General features: G+C 63.0%; 17 protein-coding genes. 8 read left to right on the top strand and 9 right to left on the bottom strand.

Annotated elements, in window-relative coordinates:
- Positions 1 to 151: 151 nt before the first annotated feature.
- Positions 152 to 940: a hypothetical protein gene (locus O0880_RS15935; protein ID WP_071325510.1), complete on the top strand. Its 789-nt coding sequence runs from the start codon at positions 152 to 154 to the stop codon at positions 938 to 940.
- Complete coding sequence (gene bamE, locus O0880_RS15940; protein ID WP_289887407.1) at positions 937 to 1,245, top strand: outer membrane protein assembly factor BamE; 309 nt, start codon at positions 937 to 939, stop codon at positions 1,243 to 1,245. The genes O0880_RS15935 and bamE overlap by 4 nt, the downstream gene beginning before the upstream one ends.
- Before the next feature lie 90 nt (positions 1,246 to 1,335).
- Here bamE and O0880_RS15945 read toward each other — a convergent pair whose 3' ends face one another.
- Both O0880_RS15945 and O0880_RS15950 read right to left on the bottom strand, forming a co-directional pair.
- Positions 1,336 to 2,991 (bottom strand): PAS domain-containing methyl-accepting chemotaxis protein, encoded by a 1,656-nt coding sequence (locus tag O0880_RS15945; RefSeq protein WP_289887408.1) that lies wholly within the window; start codon positions 2,989 to 2,991, stop codon positions 1,336 to 1,338.
- A gap of 441 nt (positions 2,992 to 3,432) precedes the next feature.
- Positions 3,433 to 5,577 carry a DEAD/DEAH box helicase gene (locus O0880_RS15950; protein ID WP_289887409.1) on the bottom strand — a complete coding sequence of 715 codons (2,145 nt, stop codon included), beginning with the start codon at positions 5,575 to 5,577 and terminating at the stop codon, positions 3,433 to 3,435.
- A 326-nt stretch (positions 5,578 to 5,903) separates the two neighbouring features.
- Here O0880_RS15950 and O0880_RS15955 point away from each other — a divergent pair, with 326 nt between their 5' ends.
- The gene (locus tag O0880_RS15955) at positions 5,904 to 7,520 is read left to right on the top strand and encodes a M28 family peptidase (protein WP_289887410.1); all 1,617 of its coding nucleotides are present in this window, start codon (positions 5,904 to 5,906) and stop codon (positions 7,518 to 7,520) included.
- Between the two features lie 147 nt (positions 7,521 to 7,667).
- On the opposite strand, the gene O0880_RS15960 is transcribed toward O0880_RS15955, so the two are convergent.
- The 3 genes from O0880_RS15960 to O0880_RS15970 form a co-directional block, all read right to left on the bottom strand.
- On the bottom strand, positions 7,668 to 8,084 hold the full coding sequence (locus tag O0880_RS15960; protein WP_071325515.1) for an SRPBCC family protein: 417 nt from the start codon (positions 8,082 to 8,084) through the stop codon (positions 7,668 to 7,670).
- 152 nt (positions 8,085 to 8,236) lie between these two features.
- Positions 8,237 to 8,935, bottom strand: a complete 699-nt coding sequence (locus O0880_RS15965) for a dienelactone hydrolase family protein (RefSeq protein WP_071325516.1) — start codon at positions 8,933 to 8,935, stop codon at positions 8,237 to 8,239.
- 125 nt (positions 8,936 to 9,060) lie between these two features.
- On the bottom strand, positions 9,061 to 12,003 hold the full coding sequence (locus O0880_RS15970; protein ID WP_289887411.1) for a DUF6701 domain-containing protein: 2,943 nt from the start codon (positions 12,001 to 12,003) through the stop codon (positions 9,061 to 9,063).
- 115 nt (positions 12,004 to 12,118) lie between these two features.
- Here O0880_RS15970 and O0880_RS15975 point away from each other — a divergent pair, with 115 nt between their 5' ends.
- Positions 12,119 to 13,123: a helix-turn-helix domain-containing protein gene (locus tag O0880_RS15975; RefSeq protein ID WP_289887413.1), complete on the top strand. Its 1,005-nt coding sequence runs from the start codon at positions 12,119 to 12,121 to the stop codon at positions 13,121 to 13,123.
- Positions 13,124 to 13,135: 12 nt separating this feature from the next.
- Here the strand turns inward: O0880_RS15975 and O0880_RS15980 are convergent, their stop codons facing one another.
- Together O0880_RS15980 and O0880_RS15985 are read right to left on the bottom strand one after the other, a co-directional pair.
- On the bottom strand, positions 13,136 to 13,369 hold the full coding sequence (locus O0880_RS15980) for a hypothetical protein (RefSeq protein WP_071325519.1): 234 nt from the start codon (positions 13,367 to 13,369) through the stop codon (positions 13,136 to 13,138).
- Between the two features lie 125 nt (positions 13,370 to 13,494).
- Positions 13,495 to 14,601 (bottom strand): S-(hydroxymethyl)glutathione dehydrogenase/class III alcohol dehydrogenase, encoded by a 1,107-nt coding sequence (locus tag O0880_RS15985; RefSeq protein ID WP_289887415.1) that lies wholly within the window; start codon positions 14,599 to 14,601, stop codon positions 13,495 to 13,497.
- Positions 14,602 to 14,871: 270 nt separating this feature from the next.
- Here O0880_RS15985 and O0880_RS15990 point away from each other — a divergent pair, with 270 nt between their 5' ends.
- The 3 genes from O0880_RS15990 (at position 14,872) to O0880_RS16000 (ending at position 17,736) form a co-directional block, all read left to right on the top strand.
- Positions 14,872 to 16,323, top strand: a complete 1,452-nt coding sequence (locus tag O0880_RS15990; RefSeq protein ID WP_289887418.1) for a PQQ-dependent sugar dehydrogenase — start codon at positions 14,872 to 14,874, stop codon at positions 16,321 to 16,323.
- A 131-nt stretch (positions 16,324 to 16,454) separates the two neighbouring features.
- The gene (locus O0880_RS15995; protein WP_034784316.1) at positions 16,455 to 16,898 is read left to right on the top strand and encodes a thioesterase family protein; all 444 of its coding nucleotides are present in this window, start codon (positions 16,455 to 16,457) and stop codon (positions 16,896 to 16,898) included.
- Positions 16,899 to 16,950: 52 nt separating this feature from the next.
- Positions 16,951 to 17,736, top strand: a complete 786-nt coding sequence (locus tag O0880_RS16000; RefSeq protein ID WP_289887420.1) for a transporter substrate-binding domain-containing protein — start codon at positions 16,951 to 16,953, stop codon at positions 17,734 to 17,736.
- Here O0880_RS16000 and O0880_RS16005 read toward each other — a convergent pair whose 3' ends face one another.
- Together O0880_RS16005 and O0880_RS16010 are read right to left on the bottom strand one after the other, a co-directional pair.
- Positions 17,737 to 18,279 carry a DUF3016 domain-containing protein gene (locus tag O0880_RS16005; protein WP_071326730.1) on the bottom strand — a complete coding sequence of 181 codons (543 nt, stop codon included), beginning with the start codon at positions 18,277 to 18,279 and terminating at the stop codon, positions 17,737 to 17,739.
- Between the two features lie 158 nt (positions 18,280 to 18,437).
- Entirely contained in the window at positions 18,438 to 18,941 is a 504-nt protein-coding gene (locus O0880_RS16010) for a DUF3016 domain-containing protein (RefSeq protein WP_071326731.1), read from the bottom strand.
- Positions 18,942 to 19,379: 438 nt separating this feature from the next.
- On the opposite strand from O0880_RS16010, the gene O0880_RS16015 reads away from it, so the two are divergent.
- Positions 19,380 to 20,891 (top strand): DUF3369 domain-containing protein, encoded by a 1,512-nt coding sequence (locus O0880_RS16015; protein ID WP_071325523.1) that lies wholly within the window; start codon positions 19,380 to 19,382, stop codon positions 20,889 to 20,891.
- The last annotated feature ends 179 nt before the right edge of the window (positions 20,892 to 21,070 follow it).

Raw genomic sequence — 21,070 nt, forward strand, 5'->3', positions numbered from 1 at the left:
TTGTTCGTCATTGCGTGGCTCGCCACGCGTCCTCCTCGCGCCTTGTCCGCGCTCCTGATCGACTGCCAGCAGAAGACGCTCCCTACGGGGATAGGCTCTGAGCCCCCCCACCCGTGCGTGGCCGCCGCGCAAAAAGGCGTAGCATCAAGCCATGCGTATTCATCTTTCACTGCTACTCGCCAGCTTGCTCCACGTCACTCTTGCGCTGGCGCAAACCGCGCCCGTGCCACAGGTAAAAGTGGACGCCACGCGCGACCCCGTGGACAAGTCTTACCGCAAGATGCTGCAGGGCGTGGACCGCTTCGAGCGCGACCATGCGCTGGCGCCGCAGGCCAGCCTGCGCTTTCGTCTGCTGCCGCGCCAGCCCGGCGTGGACATGACGGGCGTGCAGCTGCGCATCGCCGGCGACACGGTCAGCATTCCCCTGCCCCTGGCCGACGACAACAGCTTTGCCCCCGTGCGCAATGCGCAGGCCGCGCGCGAGGATGCCGTGCTGATCGCCAACCGCAAGGCCACCACCATGAGCTGGCGCGCGCAGGTGATCACACCCGGCTTGCCACCCGGCACGCGGCGCCTGGGCGACCTGCGCCTGGAATGCCGCGCCGGCATGGATTCCGGCCTGATCTCGAACGACCCGCAAATCATCGCCTGGCTCTCCAGCATGCTCTACAGCACGGACAAGGTGTGTTCCGAGCCGGACGGCAACTATTTATTCTTCACGGAGCGGCCCCTGTTCGGCGTCACCCTCGTGCATGGCGAGCGCCGCCTGGCCCTGCCTTTCACCATGCTGTACGCGGGCGGCGAACAAACCCCGGCCTCGCTGCCCTATTGCGATTGCCAGGTCTTGCTTGACCGCACGTATTACGCGCCCCTGTGGGACGCCGGCTGGCCCGACGATACCTTGCTGGAATTTACTTACATGGACGAGGTGGCGCCATGAAGTGGCTGACCGTATGTGCCCTGGCATTGCTGGCCGCCTGTTCCGGCACGCGTGCCTTGCAGGCAAGCAAGAGCGTACCGTACGCAACGCTGGAGCAGACGGTGCAGCCGGGCAGCAGCACGCGCGAGCAGGTGCGCGCCGCGCTCGGTGAAAGCACGTCCATCCGTTTCGACAGCGGCAATGAAGTGTGGATGTACACCTACCCGGCCGCCTCGGGCGCGCAGGGAGAGTATGTCATTCTGTTTGGCGGGGATGGGGTGGTGAAGAAGGTGCGCAGCGGTGAAGTGTACCGGGTGAAAAAATAAACACCCCCCGAAAGCGACAACCGGGCGGAATGCTCCCAATGGGAAGCATTCCGCTCACGCCGTGACTGCCCCCGGCACTCGATGGGGGAATCAGCGCGCCTTTAACAGCGCCCTGGTCGCCATGCCGGCGCCCACGCTGCGGCCCACGCCCGTGGCCTTGCGCTTGGGCGACGCTTTCAGCTTGAAGATGCCGATCGACTGGGCCACGCTGTTGGTGCGCTGCGCCAGGTTGGCCGCCGCCGCAGCAGCCTCTTCCACCAGCGCCGCGTTCTGCTGCGTGATGCCATCCATGTGGATGACGGCCTGGTTGACCTGGCCGATGCCCTGGTTCTGCTCGCGCGTGGTGGAGGAAATCTCGTCCATCACTTCCGTCACGCGGGCCACCGAGGCGATCACTTCCGTCATGGTGGCGCCCGCATTGCTGGTCAGCACGCTGCCCGCGTTCACGGTGGCGATCGAATGGTCGATCAGGTTTTTCACTTCTTTCGCGGCCGTCGCCGAGCGCTGCGCCAGGCTGCGCACTTCCCCGGCCACGACGGCAAAGCCGCGCCCGTGCTCGCCCGCGCGGGCCGCTTCCACGGCCGCGTTCAAGGCCAGGATATTCGTCTGGAAGGCGATGCCGTCGATGAGACCGATGATGTCGAGAATCTTGCGCGACGAAGTGCTGATCTCGTCCATCGTCGTGACGACTTCGCTGACGATGGTGCCGCCCTTGGCGGCGATGGTCGACGCCTGCGCCGCCAGGTCGTTGGCCGTCGCCACGTGGTCGGCGCTGTTTTGCACGGTGGACGTCAGCTCCTCCATGCTGGCCGCCGTCTGCTCGAGGCTGGACGCCTGCGATTCCGTGCGGCTGGACAGGTCCATATTGCCCGTGGCAATTTCGGCCGTGGTGATGCGGATATCCTCGAAGTTGGCGCGCACGTCGCCAATGATGCTGTGCAGGTTGATATTCGTCTGGCGCAAGGCGGCCATCAATTGACCCATGTCATCATCGCGCACCTTCTCGATGACGCCCGTCAAGTCGCCGCCGGCCATCTTGCGCGCCACCGTGATGGCGTCGCCCAGCGGCGCGACGAGGGAATTGTGCAGATGGGCCCAGAAATACAGCATCAGCGCCACGGCGGCGGCAGCAGCGCCGCTGAGCCAGCTGCGCGTGGCCGTGCTCGTGTCGCCGTCGATATTCCACACGGCGCAGCCGAGGATGGCCAGCACCACGCCAAACACGGCGCAATGCAGGGCGATATCCTGCGACAGGCTCAGCTTGCGCCATTCGGCCAGCTTGGCGGTCCAGCCCTGGCGCACGACGCGGCCATTGCGGATCGCCAGGTTGCCGGCATTGCCGTCCTTGAAACTTTTGTATAGCGCCGCCGCTTCGTTGATCTGCTCGCGCGTGGGCTTGGTGCGCACGGACATATAGCCGATCGGGCGGCCATTTTCGATGACGGGCGTGATATTCGCGAAGACCCAGTAGAAGTCGCCATTCTTGCAGCGGTTCTTGACCATGCCGGTCCACGGCATGCCGCTCTTGATCGTCTCCCACAGGTCGGCGAATGCTTCGACCGGCATATCGGGATGACGCAGGATATTCTGTGGCGCACCCAGCAATTCCATTTCGGAGAAACCGCTGACCTCAATGAAATACTGATTGGCGTAATTGATGTTTCCCTGTAAATCCGTGGTGGAAACAATCGTCATGCCTTCATTTAATACGTATTCATTCTGCGTGATAGGCGTGTTGACCCGCATCCGTCGCTCCTCTATTTTTTTCAACTAGCATAACAAAAAGATAAAAACAATATACCACATCAAGCAGCAGCGAGATATCGCCGAGATGACAGTGACGCCCGTCAAACAATACAATAAAAATCAATTATTTTATGTTTTAGGATTTACTTTGATTCAACTTGATTGATTTTATTGAAATTCAAAATTTTAATGGCGCGCGTATGAAATAATTAATTGAAAATTATTTATTGTTGTTGTAGGCAATAAAGACGGCGCATCGACCGATAAAAAGACGGCGATGTGCTGCCGCAATGGCGGCGCGCGCAGACACCTGCCAGCCAGCATAACGCGGCGACAAGGTTCGTTTCTTGAGGGAAAATAAAAAACTGGCGCAAACGCGCCAGCCAGGGATCTGTCTCCAATCCGCGACACAGGCGCCGGGGAGGCGCCTGCGGGGATGGATTACTTAAAGGTCTTGCGCGGCGACTTCGGACGCGGTGGCGCAGGCTTGCGCTCCGTCGTGCCATCGTCAAGGCTGATGCGCAGTTTCTGGCCCGAGACGATGACCGATTTCAGGTGGTCGAGGATTTCCGGCGGCATGCCTTCCGGCAAGTCCAGCACGCTGTAATTGTCGAAGATATCGATGCGGCCGATATGCTTGGCTTCCAGGTTCGCTTCGTTGGCGATGGCGCCGACGATATTGCTTGGCGTCACGGCGTGCTCGCGGCCCACTTCGATGCGGTAAGCCGTCACGCCCGGGCGTGGACGTTCCTTCTTCGGTGCGCGCACTGGCGCATCGCCCGCGTCGGCCGGTGCATCCTTGAATGCGGGCGCCGACTTGGCGGCGAACGGCTTGCGCGGCGCGGCTGGCGGCGCCAGGTCCGGTGCATCGCCATCGCGGCTGATGCGCAGTTGCTGGCCCGCCACCCACACGGTCTTCAGCTGGTCCAGCAATTCTTTCGGCATGCTGTCTGGCAAATCCAGGACGCTGTAGTCGTCATAGATTTCGATGCGGCCGATGTTTTTCGAATCGATGCCCGCTTCGTTGGCGATGGCGCCGACGATATTGCCCGGTTTGACGCCATGTTGATGACCTACCTCAATACGGAAAGTCTGCATGCCGGCGTCGGCTGGACGCGAAATGCGTTCCTTTTTCGGGAAGGCCGGGCGTTCGCTGCGCTCGTTGCGGTCGAAACGGTCGCCGCGTTCCGGACGGTCGTTGCGTTCGAAGCGGTCTTGGCGCACGGGACGGTCATCCTGCCATGTGGCTTGTTCGCGCGCCTTGTTCTTGTCCAGCAACAAAGGCACATTGCCACGCGCCATCTTCGCCAGGGCGGCGGCGATTTCGATGGCAGGGATATTCTGTTCGCGCTCGAAATCCTCGATCAGCGACTGGAACTGCTCCAGTTCGCCCAGGGCCAGGGTTTCGCTGATCTGTTCCTTGAACTTGGCGATACGCACGTCGTTGACGGCCTGGATCGTTGGCAGTTCCAGCATGCCGATCGGCTGGCGGGTCGAGCGTTCGATGGCTTTCAACAAGTTCTTTTCACGCGGAGTGATGAACAAAATCGCTTCGCCGCTGCGGCCGGCGCGGCCCGTGCGGCCGATGCGGTGGGTGTAGCTTTCCGGATCGTGCGGCACGTCGTAGTTGACGACGTGGCTGATGCGCTCGACGTCCAGGCCGCGGGCGGCCACGTCGGTTGCGACCAAAATGTCGATCTTGCCGTCTTTCAACTGCTGGATCGTGCGCTCGCGCTGCGCTTGCTGGATGTCGCCATTGATGGCGGCAGCCGAGAAACCGCGCGCCTGCAGCTTGCCGGCCAGCTCTTCCGTACCCAGCTTGGTGCGGGCAAAGATGATCATGCCGTCGAACGCTTCCGCTTCCAGGATGCGGGTCAGCGCGTCGAGCTTGTGCATGCCCGACACCAGCCAGTAGCGCTGGCGGATGTTGTCGGCCGTGCCCGTCTTGGCGGCGACCGTCACTTCGGCCGGATTGACCAGGTAGGTCGTGGCGATGCGCTTGATGACGGAAGGCATGGTGGCCGAGAACAGGGCCGTTTGATGGCCTTCCGGCGTTTCTTGCAAGATGCGTTCGACGTCGTCGATAAAGCCCATGCGCAGCATTTCATCGGCTTCGTCGAGTACCAGGGTTTTGAGCTTGGACAGGTCGAGCGAACCCTTGTCCAGGTGATCGATGACGCGGCCAGGCGTGCCGACGACGACGTGCACGCCGCGGCGCAGCGCCGACAGTTGCGGGCCGTAGCTTTGGCCGCCGTAGATCGGCAGCACGTGGAAGCCGGGAATGTGGGCGGCGTACACCTGGAACGCTTCGGCGACCTGGATGGCCAGTTCGCGCGTCGGTGCCAGGACCAGGGCTTGGGGTGAGCTTTGTTTCAGATCGATGCGCGACAGGATAGGCAAGGCGAAGGCGGCGGTCTTACCCGTGCCCGTTTGCGCCTGGCCCAGCACGTCGCGGTTGGCGAGCAATAATGGAATCGTGGCCGCCTGGATAGGCGACGGTGTTTCGTAACCGACATCCTTGAGCGCGCGAACCAGCGGCTCGCTCAGTTGAAGGTCGGAAAATAAGGAAATTGGTGTATCAGACATGAAATCACTCACAAGTTCGCTCGAATCGCCCAATGCGAAAGAGTGTAGCCGCTAGTTTACTCTTTACTGGACCTTACCGGGTGGCTGGAGGCCGCAGAACGCCGTTTTTTGCGGCATATCGGCCGAAAAAACCCGGAAACATCGGCGATCCGCACGCAATTGGCGCGTGCTTTTACCAATATTGAACGATATATAACAATACGGCGGCTACGTAAATTCCAGACTGCAACACTCATGGCGAACACGACGACAGGCACGGTCCCGGCCATGGCGATAGAGTAAGATTGCCGCTGCTTTGCTTTCCCGTATTCACTTTTGGAGTTGTCATGCGTTCCACCTTTGTCCTCGCCGCCAGCCTGCTCGGCACGGCTGCCCTCGCCCAACCGCTCGTCGCCGAAGCGCCGCTGCGCGCCCATCTGTCCTTCCTGGCCGACGATTTACTGGAAGGACGCGGCACGGGCCAGCGCGGCGGCGACCTGGCCGTGCGCTACCTGGAAACGCAGGCGGCCGTGATCGGCTTGCAGCCCTTGCAGGACGGCACCTACCGCCAGGCGCTGACCATCGTCGGCAGCAAGGCCTTGCCATCGAGCACAGTGACCTTCAGCGCGGGCGGCAAGACCTTGTCTCCCGCCTTCGGCAAGGACATCGTCTTTGGCGCCGCCAACGGCCAGGAACAGGTCGCGTTCGACGCGCCCGTCGTGTTTGCCGGTTACGGCATCCGCGCGCCCGAGGAACGCTGGGACGATTTCAAGGGTGTCGACCTGAAGGGCAAGCTCGTCGTCATGATGGTCAACGACCCGCAGCCGACCGCCGCCGAGCCGCAGCGCTTTGCCGGCAAGTCGCTGACCTATTACGGCCGCTGGGTCTACAAGTACGAGGAAGCGCTGCGCCAGGGCGCCGCCGGCGTGCTGCTGATCCACACGACGGCGTCCGCGTCGTATCCGTGGTCGGTGCCGGCCAACGGTTTCGGCCATGAACGCTTCAGCCTGGCTGGCGCGGGCAACGCCATGGAAGGCTGGCTGCAGGAAGACATGGCGCGCGCCCTGTTCCAGCAAGCCGGGCAAGACCTGGACGCCTTGCGCGCGCAGGCCGAAACGCGCGACTTCCGCCCCGTGGCGCTGGACGCCACGGTGAAAGTCCGGCTCGACAGCCAGATCCGCAGCATCGAACAATTCAACGTGGCCGGCATCGTGCCCGGCACCGACCCGAAGTTGAAGGACGAAGCCGTGATTTACTCGGCGCACTGGGACCATCTGGGCAAGGATGATGCAGGCAGCGTCCGCGCCGGCCAGAGCGACCATATCTACAACGGCGCCATCGACAACGCCTCGGGCGCGGCTGCCCTGCTGGCGATGGCGCAAGTGGCCGTGAAACAGCCGGCGCGCCGCACGCAGATCTTCCTGTGGCCGGCAGGCGAGGAAACGGGCATGCTGGGCAGCACGGCCTACACGCGCAATCCGCTGTGGCCGCTGGCCATGACGGCCGCCGACCTGAACCTGGACAGCATGAACTTCGTCGGCAAGACGCATGACATCGGCGTGGCCGGCGCCGAGCGCAGCAGCCTGTACGCGAGCGCCGGCAAGGTGGCCAAGCGCATGGGCTTGCGCCTGGCGCCGACCATTCCCGACCTGTCCGGCGCCTTTTACCGGGCCGACCACTTCGCGTTCGCCAAGGCCGGCGTGCCCGCCTTCAACGTGGGCTCGGCCGTGTTTTCCGGCGACGGTTCGTTCGACTTCGTCCGGCAGCCGAAGGAATCCAGCGAGCGCCTCGTCGCGTTCAAGAAGGATTACCACCAGGTCACGGACGAGTACAAGCCGTCGTGGGATCTGTCGGGCATGGTGCAGCAGGCGCAATTCACCCTGAATCTCGGCTATGAAGTGGCAAATGAGAAGAACTTGCCTACATGGAACAAGGGCGAAGCGTTTGGCAAGGTGAAGCGCTAAGGGTTCCTGAAATAAAAAAACACCGGCCTGTGCCGGTGTTTTTTTAAGCGTGCGAGACAAAATGCTCAGGGCCAGGCGTGTTGCCGAAGACAGTAAGCATGTACGGCGAGGCAACGCAACAACGCCATGGACTGTTTGTCAGGCGCTCTAGATCGCCATGATGCGTTTCAGGTCGACGAACGCCGTCTCGTACAGATGCTGGAAGGCGCCCACCATGACCTCTTCCACGCCTTCGGCCGCGTCGAACTCGCCCGACCACTCCGCCACGCACACATCCGCGCCCGGCTCGCCCGTGACGCGCAGGGTGGAACGGTAATTCTTGACGGGGATCGGGCCCGAGACGATGGTGTAGCTATAGCTCTTGTCCGCCTCGCTGTAGCTTTGCAGGCGTTCGGCGATGACGGCGCCGTCCGTGGTCTTCAGGCGGCGCACGCGGCCGCCATGTTCGGACAGGCTGGTCTTGATCGAGCTCGACCACTCAGCCAGCGACTGGAAGCCGCCGATAAAATCCCACACGCGTTCGGCGCTTGCCGCCAATGTTACAGAAACAATTACTTGGGCCATCTTTAATTCGGTTCCTCATCCAGGTTTGCCGGGCGTGGCGCCCGGCCGGCCGGAGTTGCCCGGCACAGCCGCTATTTTAGCGCCCATGCGGCTTCGCTGCTGGGCGCGTATCGACATGGACATGGGCAGCCGGCCGGCCTGGTGCGGCAGTCTTACAGGTTTTCCGCAAGGAAAATCAAGGAATTGCCGTGCGCCAGGGCGGCGGCACGCTGCTGGTAGCTGTCGCGGTGGGTACAGTTGAAACCATGCTCGGCGCCCGGATAGATATGGATTTCCACGTCTTGCCGGTCTTCGAAGCGCTCGGCGATCTTTTGCACGGCGTCCATCGGGATATGGCTGTCCTGGCCGCCGAAATGCATCAGCAGCGGCACCTTGATCCGCTCAGCCAGGTCCAGCTTGTTCTGGATGCCGCCGCCGTAATACGCGATGGCGACGTCGACCAGGCCCGCCGCAGCGGCCTGGAACGACAACCGGCCGCCGAAGCAGTAGCCGACCGAGGCCAGCTTGCCCGTCACTTCCGGACGCGCGCGCAGGGCGGCGACGGTGGCGGCGATATCGCCCACGGCGTGCTCGTTGTCGGTCGCCTGCATCAGTTCGACGGCGCGCTTCCAGCCCGCCGCGTCATAGCCCAGCTCGATGTGTGCGCCGGCGCGCCAGAACAGGTCGGGCACCAGCACCACATAGCCATCGGCCGCGTACTGGTCGGCCACGGCGCGGATGTGCTCGTTGACGCCAAAAATTTCCTGCAACAGGATGATGGCCGGCCCCTTGCCGACGTGCGGCACGGCCAGGTAAGCCTGGAAGGTGCCGTCCGGGCCGGCGATGTCGATCCACTGCGAAGTTGTACTCATGGAAACTCCTGTCTGAATGAGGGAAGGTGAGCGGGAATGCCACAGCCAGGCATGTTACTGGTTTTTCCCGCTTTCTGCCCCGGGCCGTCCCATGCGCACGATCTGCCTCAATACCACGCTACGCCTCAATACATTTCGCGCAGGTAAATCACGGGACCGGACTTGAAGACGCCAAAGACGACGATGCCCACCGTGCTGGGCAGATAAACCATGCCGGGCACGGACACCTCGACGCTGCCGACCTTGCCCGCTCCGGGCGCCTGGATGGTCAGCAGCTTATTCTTCGGCAACTCTCCCTTGTTGACGGTATAAGTACCGCCTTCCACTTGCAAGGCGGCGCAATCGAGGGTTTTCTTGCAATTGGCCAGCAACACCTGGGCCTGGGTAAACTTGCTGCCGCTGTCGGCCAGGTTGATGGACCACATCTTGCCGTCCCAGTACTGGGCTTGCACGGGCAGGCGCACGGGATAGCGTTCCGAACCATAACCATGCGGCACCATCAAACGCCCCGACAGCACGGTCAGCACGCCTTCCGAGCCGGCCGCCGCCGGCGCCGAACTGACGCTGGCGCCGCCGTTGGTGCTGCTGGCGCGCAACAGCACGTCGGTGGGCGCCACCATCACCGGCACGCCGCTGGCGCCGGGAAAGCGGTAGGCCAGCGCGGACCGGGCCACGCCCAAGGTGAATTTCGTGGCCGCGATGCTTGTGACGGTGGTTTGCGCATTGCTGCCATCGGTGAGCCGGCTGGCGCCCGGCGTGCCAGGCGGAAACAGCTGCTCGCCCTTCGCCGCATCCCAGCCCTGCACTTGCACGGCCGTCATGTAACTCGTGTCGCGGCCGTCAAAATTGAGCGTGCTCGCATTGGCCTGGTTCTGCGCCGTCACGCGCAAGCCGAAGGCCTGCCCCGAATACGCCGACACGCCCGCGGGCGGCACGCCGACCAGGCATTTCATGGCCGCCGTGCAGGGCGCGGCAAAGACGGCCGTGGGCGGCAAGTCCGTCTCGCCGGGCACGATGATTTCCGTCTTGTAGTGGTGGGGAATATAGAGCACATCGGCGCTGCTGCCCGTCGCCGGCAGCTGCGGCGCCGCGGCGCCCAGGTAGGTGGCCAGGCTGGCCGTGAAGCGTATCTGGCCCACTTCCGGCCAGCTCAGGTTAGCGGCCGTGCCGACGCCATTGTTATTGTTAAACGTCAGGCTGCCCGCCACGGCGGGATCGCTGAAACCGGGGAACACGGGGGCGACGATGGTGCGCCCCAGCTCCACCGTTTGCGCCAGCGTTTCGCGGCCAAAGTTGCGCGTCACCGCGCCCGCCGCGTTCAGGGCCGAGACGCTGATGCTGGTCGCGGGCGCCACCGGCAGCACGGTCATGCCGGCGCGCTGCGGCGTGGCGATGGCGCTGAAGGCGAAGGCTTTCGGTCCGACGATGACCGTGCCGGTGCCCGTCATCGTCAGTCCGCTGTCGCTGCCGCTGGTCGAGGCATAGGTGGCCGTCAGGCCCAGCGCACCCGCATCGGCGTACAGCAGGTTCGGCGTGGCCTGGCCATCGGCGTCGAACGCCAGCTGCACGGCGGCGCCGGCCGCGCTGCAGGCGCTGCCCGCATTGGCGCCCAGCGGCACGTACACATTATCCTTGTTCTGTATGCGCGCCGGCAGGGTGCCCGTGGTCGGGTTGGCGTAGGTGCAGCGCAGCTGCAGCGTCTTGGTCTGGCTGGCGAACAGCGGCACGCAGGCGCGCGGGTTCGACGCCGACGCCTGCAGGGCGCTGATGGCGATGCGTCCCTCCTGCTCCGCATAGCGGGGCGCGCCGCTGACCTGCAGCGCGCTCGTCACAAATGCCATCTGGCAATTCGTCAAGCTGTTGTCGACGCTGCTCTTGCACACCAGCGCACCCGTCGTGGCCGGCGTGCTGCTCAGGCCCAGGGCCACGTTGCCGGCCGCCGTCGTCTGCGCCACGCTGGAAACGGCCATGCCCGTGGCCGGCAAGCTGCCGTTGATCTGCGCCGTCGCGCCGCCCGGCGTCAGGGTCACTTGCGCCGCGCCCGTGTAGACGCTGCTGCAGGCGGCATCGGCGCAAGCCGTGACGGTCACGGGCGCCGGCGCGCAGGTCAGCGCCGCGGGCGGATGCGTGATCTGGAAATGGTGCGGCCCGGCCTGCGTGCTGGGGCCGCATTTCGGTCCCTGCGGCTCATTGAAGCCCCAGCCGCTGTTATTCGTCACGCAGCTGCACGGGTTGGACGGCGTGTACGCCTTGCAGGTGATGGTTTGCTGCACCCGGCCTTGCCAGCCCAGGGTGATGTGGTCGACCACGGCGTTGCCCGTGATATACGCGTTCGACGCATCCAGGGTGACGTTGCCGCCCTCCACATCGCCCTTGATGCCATTGCCCGAGGCGATCGTCAGCGTATTGCTGGCCTTGACGTCGCCCGTGACGAGCAAGCCCGACGCCTTCAAGTCGATATTCGGCGCCGTCAAATCGCCCGTCACCTGGCTGCCGGAACCGATGGTGATCGACGTCGTGGCCGTGATATCGCCCTGGATGCGGCTGCTGGCAGCCAGGATATTCACCGTGGCGCCGCTGATGGGCCCGTTGATGACGGAACCCGAGGCGATCTCGACTAGGCCCTTGGCGCTGATGCTGCCCGTCACCTTGACGTTATTCGAGCCCATCTTGATGGTGGTGGCGGCAATGCTGGCGCTGAGGGTCTGCTCCTGCGCCCCCATGCTGAAGGTGCCGCCCTCGGCCGTCAGGTTGCCGCCCGTCACCTTCAGGTTGGGCGGGTTGATATCCTTGATGTCGAGGTTGCCCTTGACCGTCAGCGCGGCGCTGCCGCTCATCGTCAAGCCCTGGTTGTACTTCATCGTCAGCGAACTGTTGACCGTCACGCCATACGCGCTGGCGATGACGACGACGTCCGTATCGCCCAGCGGCAAGGCGGCGCACGTGTATTGCATGCCGGCCAGGGTGCAGCCGCCGACGGCGTTGCCATTGAAACTCAGGGTGGCCGCCTGGACCAGGCCGGTCCATAGCAGGAAGAACAAACCGGCAAGGAAAGTGTATGCGCGCACGATATCCAGAAATCTGATGAGTGGGAAGCCAGCCGCCGCGTCGATTGTTCCATGCTAATCTACGCCATCGCTGTTGTTGCATTATGGCAGTATTTTTCACCCTCGCGCATATCGCATGATCAAGCAAAGTCCCAAAGAATTTCCCCTGCGCACGGTCGATATCATCGTCTATCCGGGCTTCAAGGCGCTCGAGGCCATCGGCGCCATGAAGGTGTTTGACTACGTCAATACCCATTTGCGCCTGCGCAAGCTGCCCGGCGGCTACGACGTGCGCATCGCCTCGACGGCCATCGGCCCGGTTGCATCGGACACCTTAATGTCGCTGCACGCGAGCAAGGCGCTCGACGCGCACCGCCTGCCCGACCTGGCCGTCATCGTCGGCTGCCACCATGTCGAACAAGTGTTGCACGACATCCCCGCCATCGCCGAATGGGTAGCCGAGGCGGCGCCGCGCATCGGCACCCTGGCCGCCCTGTGCACGGGCTGCTTTTTCCTGGCCGAAGCAGGCGTACTCGACGGCAAGAGCGCCGCCACCCACTGGAGCGCCGTGGACAGTCTGCGCCAACGCTATCCTTTGATACAGGTCAATGCCGATGCAATTTTCGTGCGGGAAGGTCGCATTTGGACGTCGGCCGGCGTGACGGCCGGCATCGACCTGGCGCTGGCCCTCGTGGAAGACGATTTCAGCCGCGATATCGCGCTGGAAGTGGCGCGCGACCTGGTGGTGTATCTGAAGCGGCCCGGCGGCCAGTCGCAGTTTTCCGTGCACCTGTCGAGCCAGATGACGACGCATCCCACGATACGCCAGCTGCAGGGCTGGATCATGGAACACCTGGGCGAGGAGTTGAGCGTGCCGCTGCTGGCGGCCAGGCTGGCCATGAGCGAGCGCAATTTCACGCGCGTGTTCCAGCGCGAAACGGGCACCAGCCCCACGGCATTCATTGAAACGGCCCGCTTCGAAGTGGCGCGCCGCTTGCTGGAAGACAATGTGTCCTCCTTAAAACAGGTGGCCGTGCAGGCGGGCTTGCACAGCGAGGACAGGCTGCGCCGCCTGTTTCAAAAGAAACTTGCCATCACGCCGAGCGACTATCGCGAACGCTTTTCCAGCACGGCGCGCTAGCCGGAGGAGGAATCAGCGCGGCTTGCCGTGACGTACGTGGCGCGTCGCCAGTTGGCGGTTCTGCCGGGCCAGCGGCGTAAACAGCAGCGCGCACAGCAGATACGTGGCCAGCAGCGCCAGCCAGATGGCGGGCGTGGCGAGGATGGCGGCCTTGCTCCACCATAGGGCCAGCAGGGAAGACAGGGCCGCGCCGAGGAAGACGGGCAGCATGCGGCGCAAAGTGGCGAGGTAGGCAGTGGCAAACATGAACGGCTCCCAAAGCAAGGCGGATGCCTTCACACTATCAGGGGCAGGCAGCGAAGTACAGCCTGCCGCCCTGCCCCGTCCGTCAAGTGTTGCGCAATGAGTACAGTCAGCTCAGCCCAGCACGCTTAATACAGGACGACCGAACGGATCGATTCGCCGCTCTTCATCAGGTCGAAGCCCTGGTTGATATCCTCGAGCTTCAGGCGGTGCGTGATCAGGTCGTCGATATTGAGCTTGCCTTCCATATACCAGTCGACGATCTTCGGCACGTCCGTGCGGCCGCGCGCGCCGCCGAAGGCCGAGCCGCGCCATTCGCGTCCCGTCACCAGCTGGAATGGCCGCGTGGAAATTTCCTGGCCGGCCGCCGCCACGCCGATGATGAAGGACTTGCCCCAGCCCTTGTGCGTGCACTCGAGCGCCTGGCGCATCAAGGTCGTGTTGCCCACGCATTCGAACGAATAGTCGGCGCCGCCGTCCGTCAGCTGCACGATGGCGTCGACGACATTCTCCACTTCGTTCGGATTGATAAAGTGCGTCATGCCGAACTTGCGCGCGATGGCCTGGCGCGCCGGGTTGATGTCGACGCCGATGATCTTGTCCGCGCCGACCATCTTCGCCGCCTGGATCACGTTCAGGCCGATGCCGCCCAGGCCGAACACGACCACATTGGCGCCCGCCTCGACCTTGGCCGAGAACAGCACGGCGCCCACGCCCGTCGTCACGCCGCAGCCGATGTAGCAGACCTTGTCGAACGGCGCATCTTCGCGGATCTTGGCGAGAGCAATTTCCGGCACGACGATGTAATTGGAAAACGTCGAGGTACCCATGTAGTGGAACAGCGGCTGGCCGTCGATGGAAAAGCGCGAGGTGGCGTCCGGCATCAGGCCGCGGCCCTGGGTCGAGCGGATGGCCTGGCAAAGGTTCGTCTTTTGCGACAGGCAGAACTTGCACTGGCGGCATTCCGGCGTGTACAGGGGGATGACGTGGTCGTCCTTTTTCAGGGTCGTCACGCCCGGGCCCACGTCGACGACGATGCCGGCGCCTTCATGGCCGAGGATGGCGGGGAACAGGCCTTCCGGATCGGCGCCGGACAGGGTGTAGTAATCGGTATGGCAAATGCCCGTGGCTTTCAGCTCGACCAGCACTTCGCCGGCGCGCGGGCCGGCCAGGTCGACTTCTTCGATGGTGAGGGGGGCGCCCGCCTTCCAGGCAATCGCTGCTTTCGTTTTCATGTGATGTGTTCCTGCTCGGTTTCAGATGCATCATTATCGGGCCCGCGTGGGCGCCGCGGTGCAGGCGACGCCGCGCTTGTCTGAAAACGCGGCGCATTTGTCCGATGGCGCCGCACGGTGCAGCAGCGCACGGAAGCGCGGCGGCCACGCGGAGTATGCTTGCGCAAGCTCAATCTTGCCGGCACAAAAACGCGCATTCTAAGCACAAGCCATGCTTCATGCGCCGTACCGGCCCGCTCCGCCATTCCGTCCTTGCCGCAGGAGACTGACATGCGCCATCCACGTTGCCGACATTCCCCCGCCTGGCAGGCCCTGCTGCTGGCCTGCTGCCTGGCCCTGCTGGCATCGTGTGGCGGCGGCGGTGGCCACACTCCGCAGGCCGCCGGCACCGGCAGCCTGAGCGTCAGCATCGGCGGCTTGCCGGCCGGCGTGGCGGGCGCCGTCACGGTCGGCGGCCCTGGCGGCTACCGCAAGACACTGACGCTTTCCGGCACCCTCGACGGCCTGGCACCCGGCGCCTATACGCTGGTCGCCGCCAGCGTGGTTCAGGGCACGGGCAGCCTGGCGCCCACGCCCGTGAGCCAGCAGGTGCAGGTGAGCGCCGGCGCCACGGCCAGCGCCAGCGTCGCGTATGCGGCGGCCGCGCCGCTGGCCCTGCGCCTGCAGGAGGTCGTGTCCGGCTTGAGCGCGCCCATCTTCCTCACGGCGCCGCCCGGCGACAGCCGATTATTCATCCTCGAGCGCGCCGGGCGCGTCCGCGTGGTGCAAAACGGCAGCCTGCTGGCGACACCCTTCCTCGACATCAGCACCCTGACCACCACCAGCGGCGAACGGGGCCTGCTGTCGCTGGCCTTCCATCCGCAATACGCGAGCAATGGCTATTTCTTCCTGTATTACAGCAACCTGGCCGGCGATATCGTCATCGAACGGCGGCAAGTGTCGGCCGGCAACGCCAACGTGGCCGATCCCCTGTCCGCGCTGACCATCCTCACCATTGCCCACCCCACGTTCGGCAACCACTATGGCGGCCTGCTCAGCTTTGGTCCGGACGGCTACCTGTATGCGGGCACGGGCGATGGCGGCAGCGCGGGCGACCCGCCCGGCAACGCGCAAAACACCAACGTGCTGCTGGGCAAATTATTGCGCCTGGACGTCAGCGCCAGCAGCGTAGCCCAGCCTTACGCCATTCCCGCCGGCAACCCATTTGCCGGCACGGCGGGCGGGCGCGGCGAAATCTGGGCCTATGGCTTGCGCAACCCATGGCGCTACGCCTTCGACGTGCCGGCCCAGCTGCTGTACATCGCCGACGTGGGCCAGTCCAGGCGCGAGGAAGTCAATGTGCACGCCGTGGGCCAGGCCGGCAACAACTATGGCTGGAACATCATGGAAGGCACGCAGTGCTACAACAGCAGCAGCTGCAACCAGGCGGGGCTGGTGCTGCCCGCCGTCGAATACGACACCGGCAGTGCGGGCAGCTGCTCGATCACGGGCGGCTATGTGTACCGGGGCGCAGCCTTGCCGGAACTGGCGGGGCAATACCTGTATTCCGACTACTGCAGCGGCTGGCTGAAAAGTTTCAGCTACAGCAATGGCGCCGCGTCGGCCGTGAAGGACTGGGGCATCGCCAACGTGGGCAATATCATGTCCTTCGGCCAGGATGCGCAAAACGAACTGTACATGCTCAGCGCCACGGGCACGGTGTACAGGATCGTACGCCAGTAAGCGTCCGAAATAAGCGGGTGCCAGCCGTACTGGCGGCACACGCCTGAGGCGGTGTTTTTCGACGGGACGCAGGGAACCGGCTAGAATTGGTTTTTTTCGCCGCGCTCCGCGCACCAGATCAAGAGAACACCATGGCCCGTTTGAAACTTGAATTTCCTGAAGACCAATACTGCTATTCCTCGCAACTGACGGTGCGCACGACGGACATCAATGCCGGCAACCATCTCGGCAACGATTCCATGATTTCCATGATTTCCGAGGCACGCGCGCGCTTCCTGTTCGAATATGGCGTGCGCGACATCGAAGCGGACGGCACCGGCATCATCGTCACCGACCTGGCCACCACCTACCGCGCCGAAGCCCATGCGCGCGACCAGCTGCTGTTCGAAGTGGGCGTCATGGATTTCAACAAATATGGCGGCGACATCACGTTCCGCATCACGCGCCCGCGCGACAACACCCTGATCGCGATGGCCAAGTCCGGTTTTGTGTTCTTCAACTATAAGCTCAGCCAAGTCGTGCCCATGGCGGAAGATTTCGGCAGCAAGTTTCCACAAGTGAACTGGATCGATTAATTCGCTCGCCATGCTGTATGCTTGCCAGGAAGATAATTAATTCTGGAGCGGCATGCGAGTACCTATACGGGCAGGACTGTGCCTCACCGTGGCGTTGTTGGGCGCCGTGCCGGGCGCCATGGGTGCGCCGCCAACCGTGATCCTGTATGGCGACGATGACTATGCGCCCTACAGCTACGTGGAGAACGGCGTCTTCAAGGGCATGTATGTCGATATCCTGCGCCAGGCGGCGGACAGGATGCCGGGCTACCGGCTGGAACTGCAGCCGCGTCCGTGGAAACGGGGCCTCGATGCGCTGGAAAAGGGCCAGGTCTTCGGCCTGTTTCCGCCTGGCCGCAAGACGGAGCGGTCGTATGTGCAGCCTTACTCGGCCATGCTGTACCGCGAATCGGTGGTGCTGTTCTGCCGCGACGCCGTCATGCGCACGCCGCGCACGCATTTCCCCGACGACTTTGCCGGCCTGACGATCGGCGTCAACGCCGGTTTCCTGCTGTCGGAAAAATTGATGGCGCCCGCGCGCCAGGGACTGCTGCGCCTGGAAGCGGCCAAGGGCAACGAGGCAAACCTGAAGAAACTCGCGCTGGGACGCATCGATTGCTACGCCAGCGACCGCGGCGCGGCGCGGCATACGGCGCGGCGGCTGCGCGGCGAGCTGGCCCGCCACGGCTTTGCCTTGCGCGAGGTGCTGGAACTGTCGTCCGAAGCCACCTATATCGCCTACAGTGCGCGCAACACGCCGGCCTACAAGGCCGATTTCATCGCGCAGATGAATGCCGCCCTGCTGGCGCTGCGGCACAATGGCCAGCTGGGGCGCATCGAACAGGCGTATCTGCGTTGACTAGCGGCGCTGCACTTCGCGCTGCTGCAAGGTCATGACGGGCTTGCTGCGTCCCTGCGGCTTGATGTCGAAGGTGTTCTTGAACCAGTCGTCGATCATCTGCTTTTCATAGCGCAGGGAGTCGCCGCTGGAATAGCGGTTGATGCGCTGCAAATACGACATATCGGACAAATACGCGTTGCCGCTGGCGATCACCTTGCCATTTTGCTCGAGCGCATAGCGCAGGCGCAGGCGCGGCCAGTCCGTGCGGCCATTCATGATGCGCAGGTCGGAAGCGCCACGCCGCGACAGGTCTTCATGGCCAGCCAGGTCGACGTCGGTGATCTCGATCCTGAGTTCCTGCCCAGGCCGCAAACTCTTGCCCAGGAACTGGAAATGCTCGGCCAGCCCGGCAAGCACGTCATCGCGGTCGCGCGTGCTGAACGGCACGTCCGTGTAATTGTCCGGCTTGTCGAAGTGCACCTGCACTCCCGCCCAGGCGCCGCTGCTGGCAAGCAATGCCAATGCGGCCACCCAGGTTTTCGTCGCGTTGGAAATACGCATATCCATTCCTTTCAGAAAGTCTCATAGACAGGCAAGCGCTACGCTGAACGCCATGGCTGCATCGCAGTCCAATATAACCCGAAGTGGAAATTTCCGTAGCGCAATACACACTGCTGCAGGCGAGTGGCCTGTGCGGCCATGCTCGCCCTTTGCTGCGCTTACTTGCCGGCCTTGGCCTTGGCCTTGGCGCCAAATGTCTTGGCGAACCAGTCGTCTATCATCAATTTTTCGTAGCGCAGCTTGTCACCCGTGGAGTACGGATTAATGCGCGTCATGTACGCCATGTCGGACAGGGCCGCGTCGCCACTGCTGATGACCTTGCCATCCTCTTCCAGCACATAATGCAGGCGCATGCCTGGCCAATCCGTGCGGCCATTCATGATGCGGATATCCTGGGTGCTGCGCATGGCAGGATTTTCACGCCCGGCGAGGTCCAGGTCATTGACGTCGATTTTCAGGTTCTGGCCTGGCTTGAGCGACTTGCCCAGTTTATCGAAATGTTCCGCCAGCTCCTTCAAGGCGCTTTCACGGTCGCGCTGCTCATATGGCAAATCGGTAAATTTCTCGGGTTGCTTGAAATTTACCTCGGTTCCCGCCCATGCCGCACTACCGGCAAGCAGGGCAACGCCCGCGATCAAGGCACACGTCATTTTCTTTTGCATGTTCATCCCTTTCAATAAATGGTGGTGGCCCGCAGGCCCTGTCTCTATTCCTTCAATATATAACCGCCTCGCCTCCCTCTGCATAAAATTCATACCTTGTTACCTTATTTATCAAAAAACAAGATCTGGCTTCAGCTATAACATATTTTTTCAGATTTATTGGCAATATTAATTAAAACGAAGTATTGTCTTGAAAATATAGTTGCCTAAGCGATAAAGTATAGATAGTGTCAGCGCCACGGATTTAAAGTGTCATTTTGATATTCGTGTTGCATGAATTGGATCAATTATTCTTGCTTGTTGTTAATACTTAGCTGTCAGTCTACAATCGACAAAATGCGCCCGAAAAACGCGCAACGCCGGTCATGGCGCACAGGAAATCCTGGCGCGGGCGTCTCAGCATTGCGTCAGTTATGCCTTTTAGCGGAACTCGCCCTTATGTCATTTTTGTCTTCAGCATCGCCCAAGTTACCTCCCTGGAAAGTCCTGCTCGTCGATGATGAACCCGACATCCATGACATCACCGAACTGACACTCAGCCGTTTCCGCCTGGAAGGCCGCGCCCTCAGCTTCGTGCATGCGTACAGCGGCGCCGAAGCCAAGCAGGTGCTGGCGCGCGAGGACGGCATCGCCCTCGTCTTCCTCGACGTGGTGATGGAGCGCGAAGACAGCGGCCTGGAAGTGGCGCGCTGGATGCGCGAAGACCTGGGCAACCAGTTCACGCGCATCGTGCTGCGTACGGGCCAGCCGGGCCAGGCCCCGGAAGAGCGCGTGATCGTCAACTACGACATCAACGACTACAAGGAAAAGACGGAACTCGACCGCACCAAGCTGTTTACCACCACCTTTGCCGCCCTGCGCGCCTACCGCGACATCATGAAGGTGGAAGAGGCGCGCCTGGCCCAGCTGCACTACCGCGAAGGCCTCGAGCGCGTCATCGCCGCCTCGGCGCACATCTTCAAGCAGCGCAACCTGCGCGACTTCGCCAGCGGCCTGCTGCAGCAGGTGGTGGCCCTGCTGCGCCTGGAAACGAGCATGCTGCTGCGCCTGCGCGGCGCCAGCGCCATTTCCGGCGAGCAGGATTATGAAATCCTCGCGCAGATCGGCGACCTGGACGCCGATGGCGGCATGCTCAGCCCTTCCCTGCTGTCGCAGCTCGACGATGCCAAGAGCAACAAGATTTCTCGCCTGCATGGCGACACCTATGTCGGCTACTTTCCCAACAGCAGCGGCAAGGCGTCCCTGCTCGTCTTGAAAGGCGTGGAAGAAATTTCCGACCTCGACGCGCAATTGCTGGAAGTGTTCTGCTCGGGCGTGGCGATCGCCTTCGACAACATCCTGCTGACGCAGGAAATCACCGATACCCAGGCCGAACTGATCCTGCGCCTGGGCGACGTGGTCGAATCGCGCTCGCACGAAGGCGGCAACCACGTGCGGCGCATGGCCGAAGTGTGCCAGCTGCTGGCGCAGGCGTCCGGCATGTCGGACGAGGAAACCATGGTGCTGCGCCACGCGGCGCCCATGCACGACATCGGCAAGATTTCCACGCCCGACGCCGTGCTGCTGAAACCGGGCAAGCTCGACGCGGCCGAATGGGAAATCATGAAGCAGCACCCGACGGTGGGCATGTCCATCCTCGACGGCTCGCAGCGCCCGCTGCTGAAGGCGGCCGCCGTGATCGCCCACCAGCACCACGAAAAGTACGACGGCAGCGGCTACCCGCAAGGCCTGGTCGGTGAAAACATCCATAAATACGCGCGCATCGCCGCCGTCGCCGACGTCTTCGACGCCCTCATGCACAAGCGCTGCTACAAGGACGCCTGGCCCCTCGAGCGCGTGGTCAGCTACCTGCGCGAAGTGAGCGGCAGCCACCTCGACCCGCAATATGTGGAATTGCTGATTGCCAACCTGGATGAAGCGCTTGCGCTGAATCAGCGTTTCCCGGATTAGCATGCGTACGTCGGATTACGCGGCTGCGCCGCTAATCCGACCTACGTGGCTGCTACAAGGACGCCTGGCCCCTCGAGCGCGTGGTCAGCTACCTGCGCGAAGTGAGCGGCAGCCACCTCGATCCGCAATATGTGGAGTTGCTGATTGCCAACCTGGATGAGGCGCTTGCATTGAATCAG

Source organism: Janthinobacterium sp. SUN118, from assembly GCF_030397695.1.
Lineage (GTDB): Bacteria > Pseudomonadota > Gammaproteobacteria > Burkholderiales > Burkholderiaceae_D > Janthinobacterium.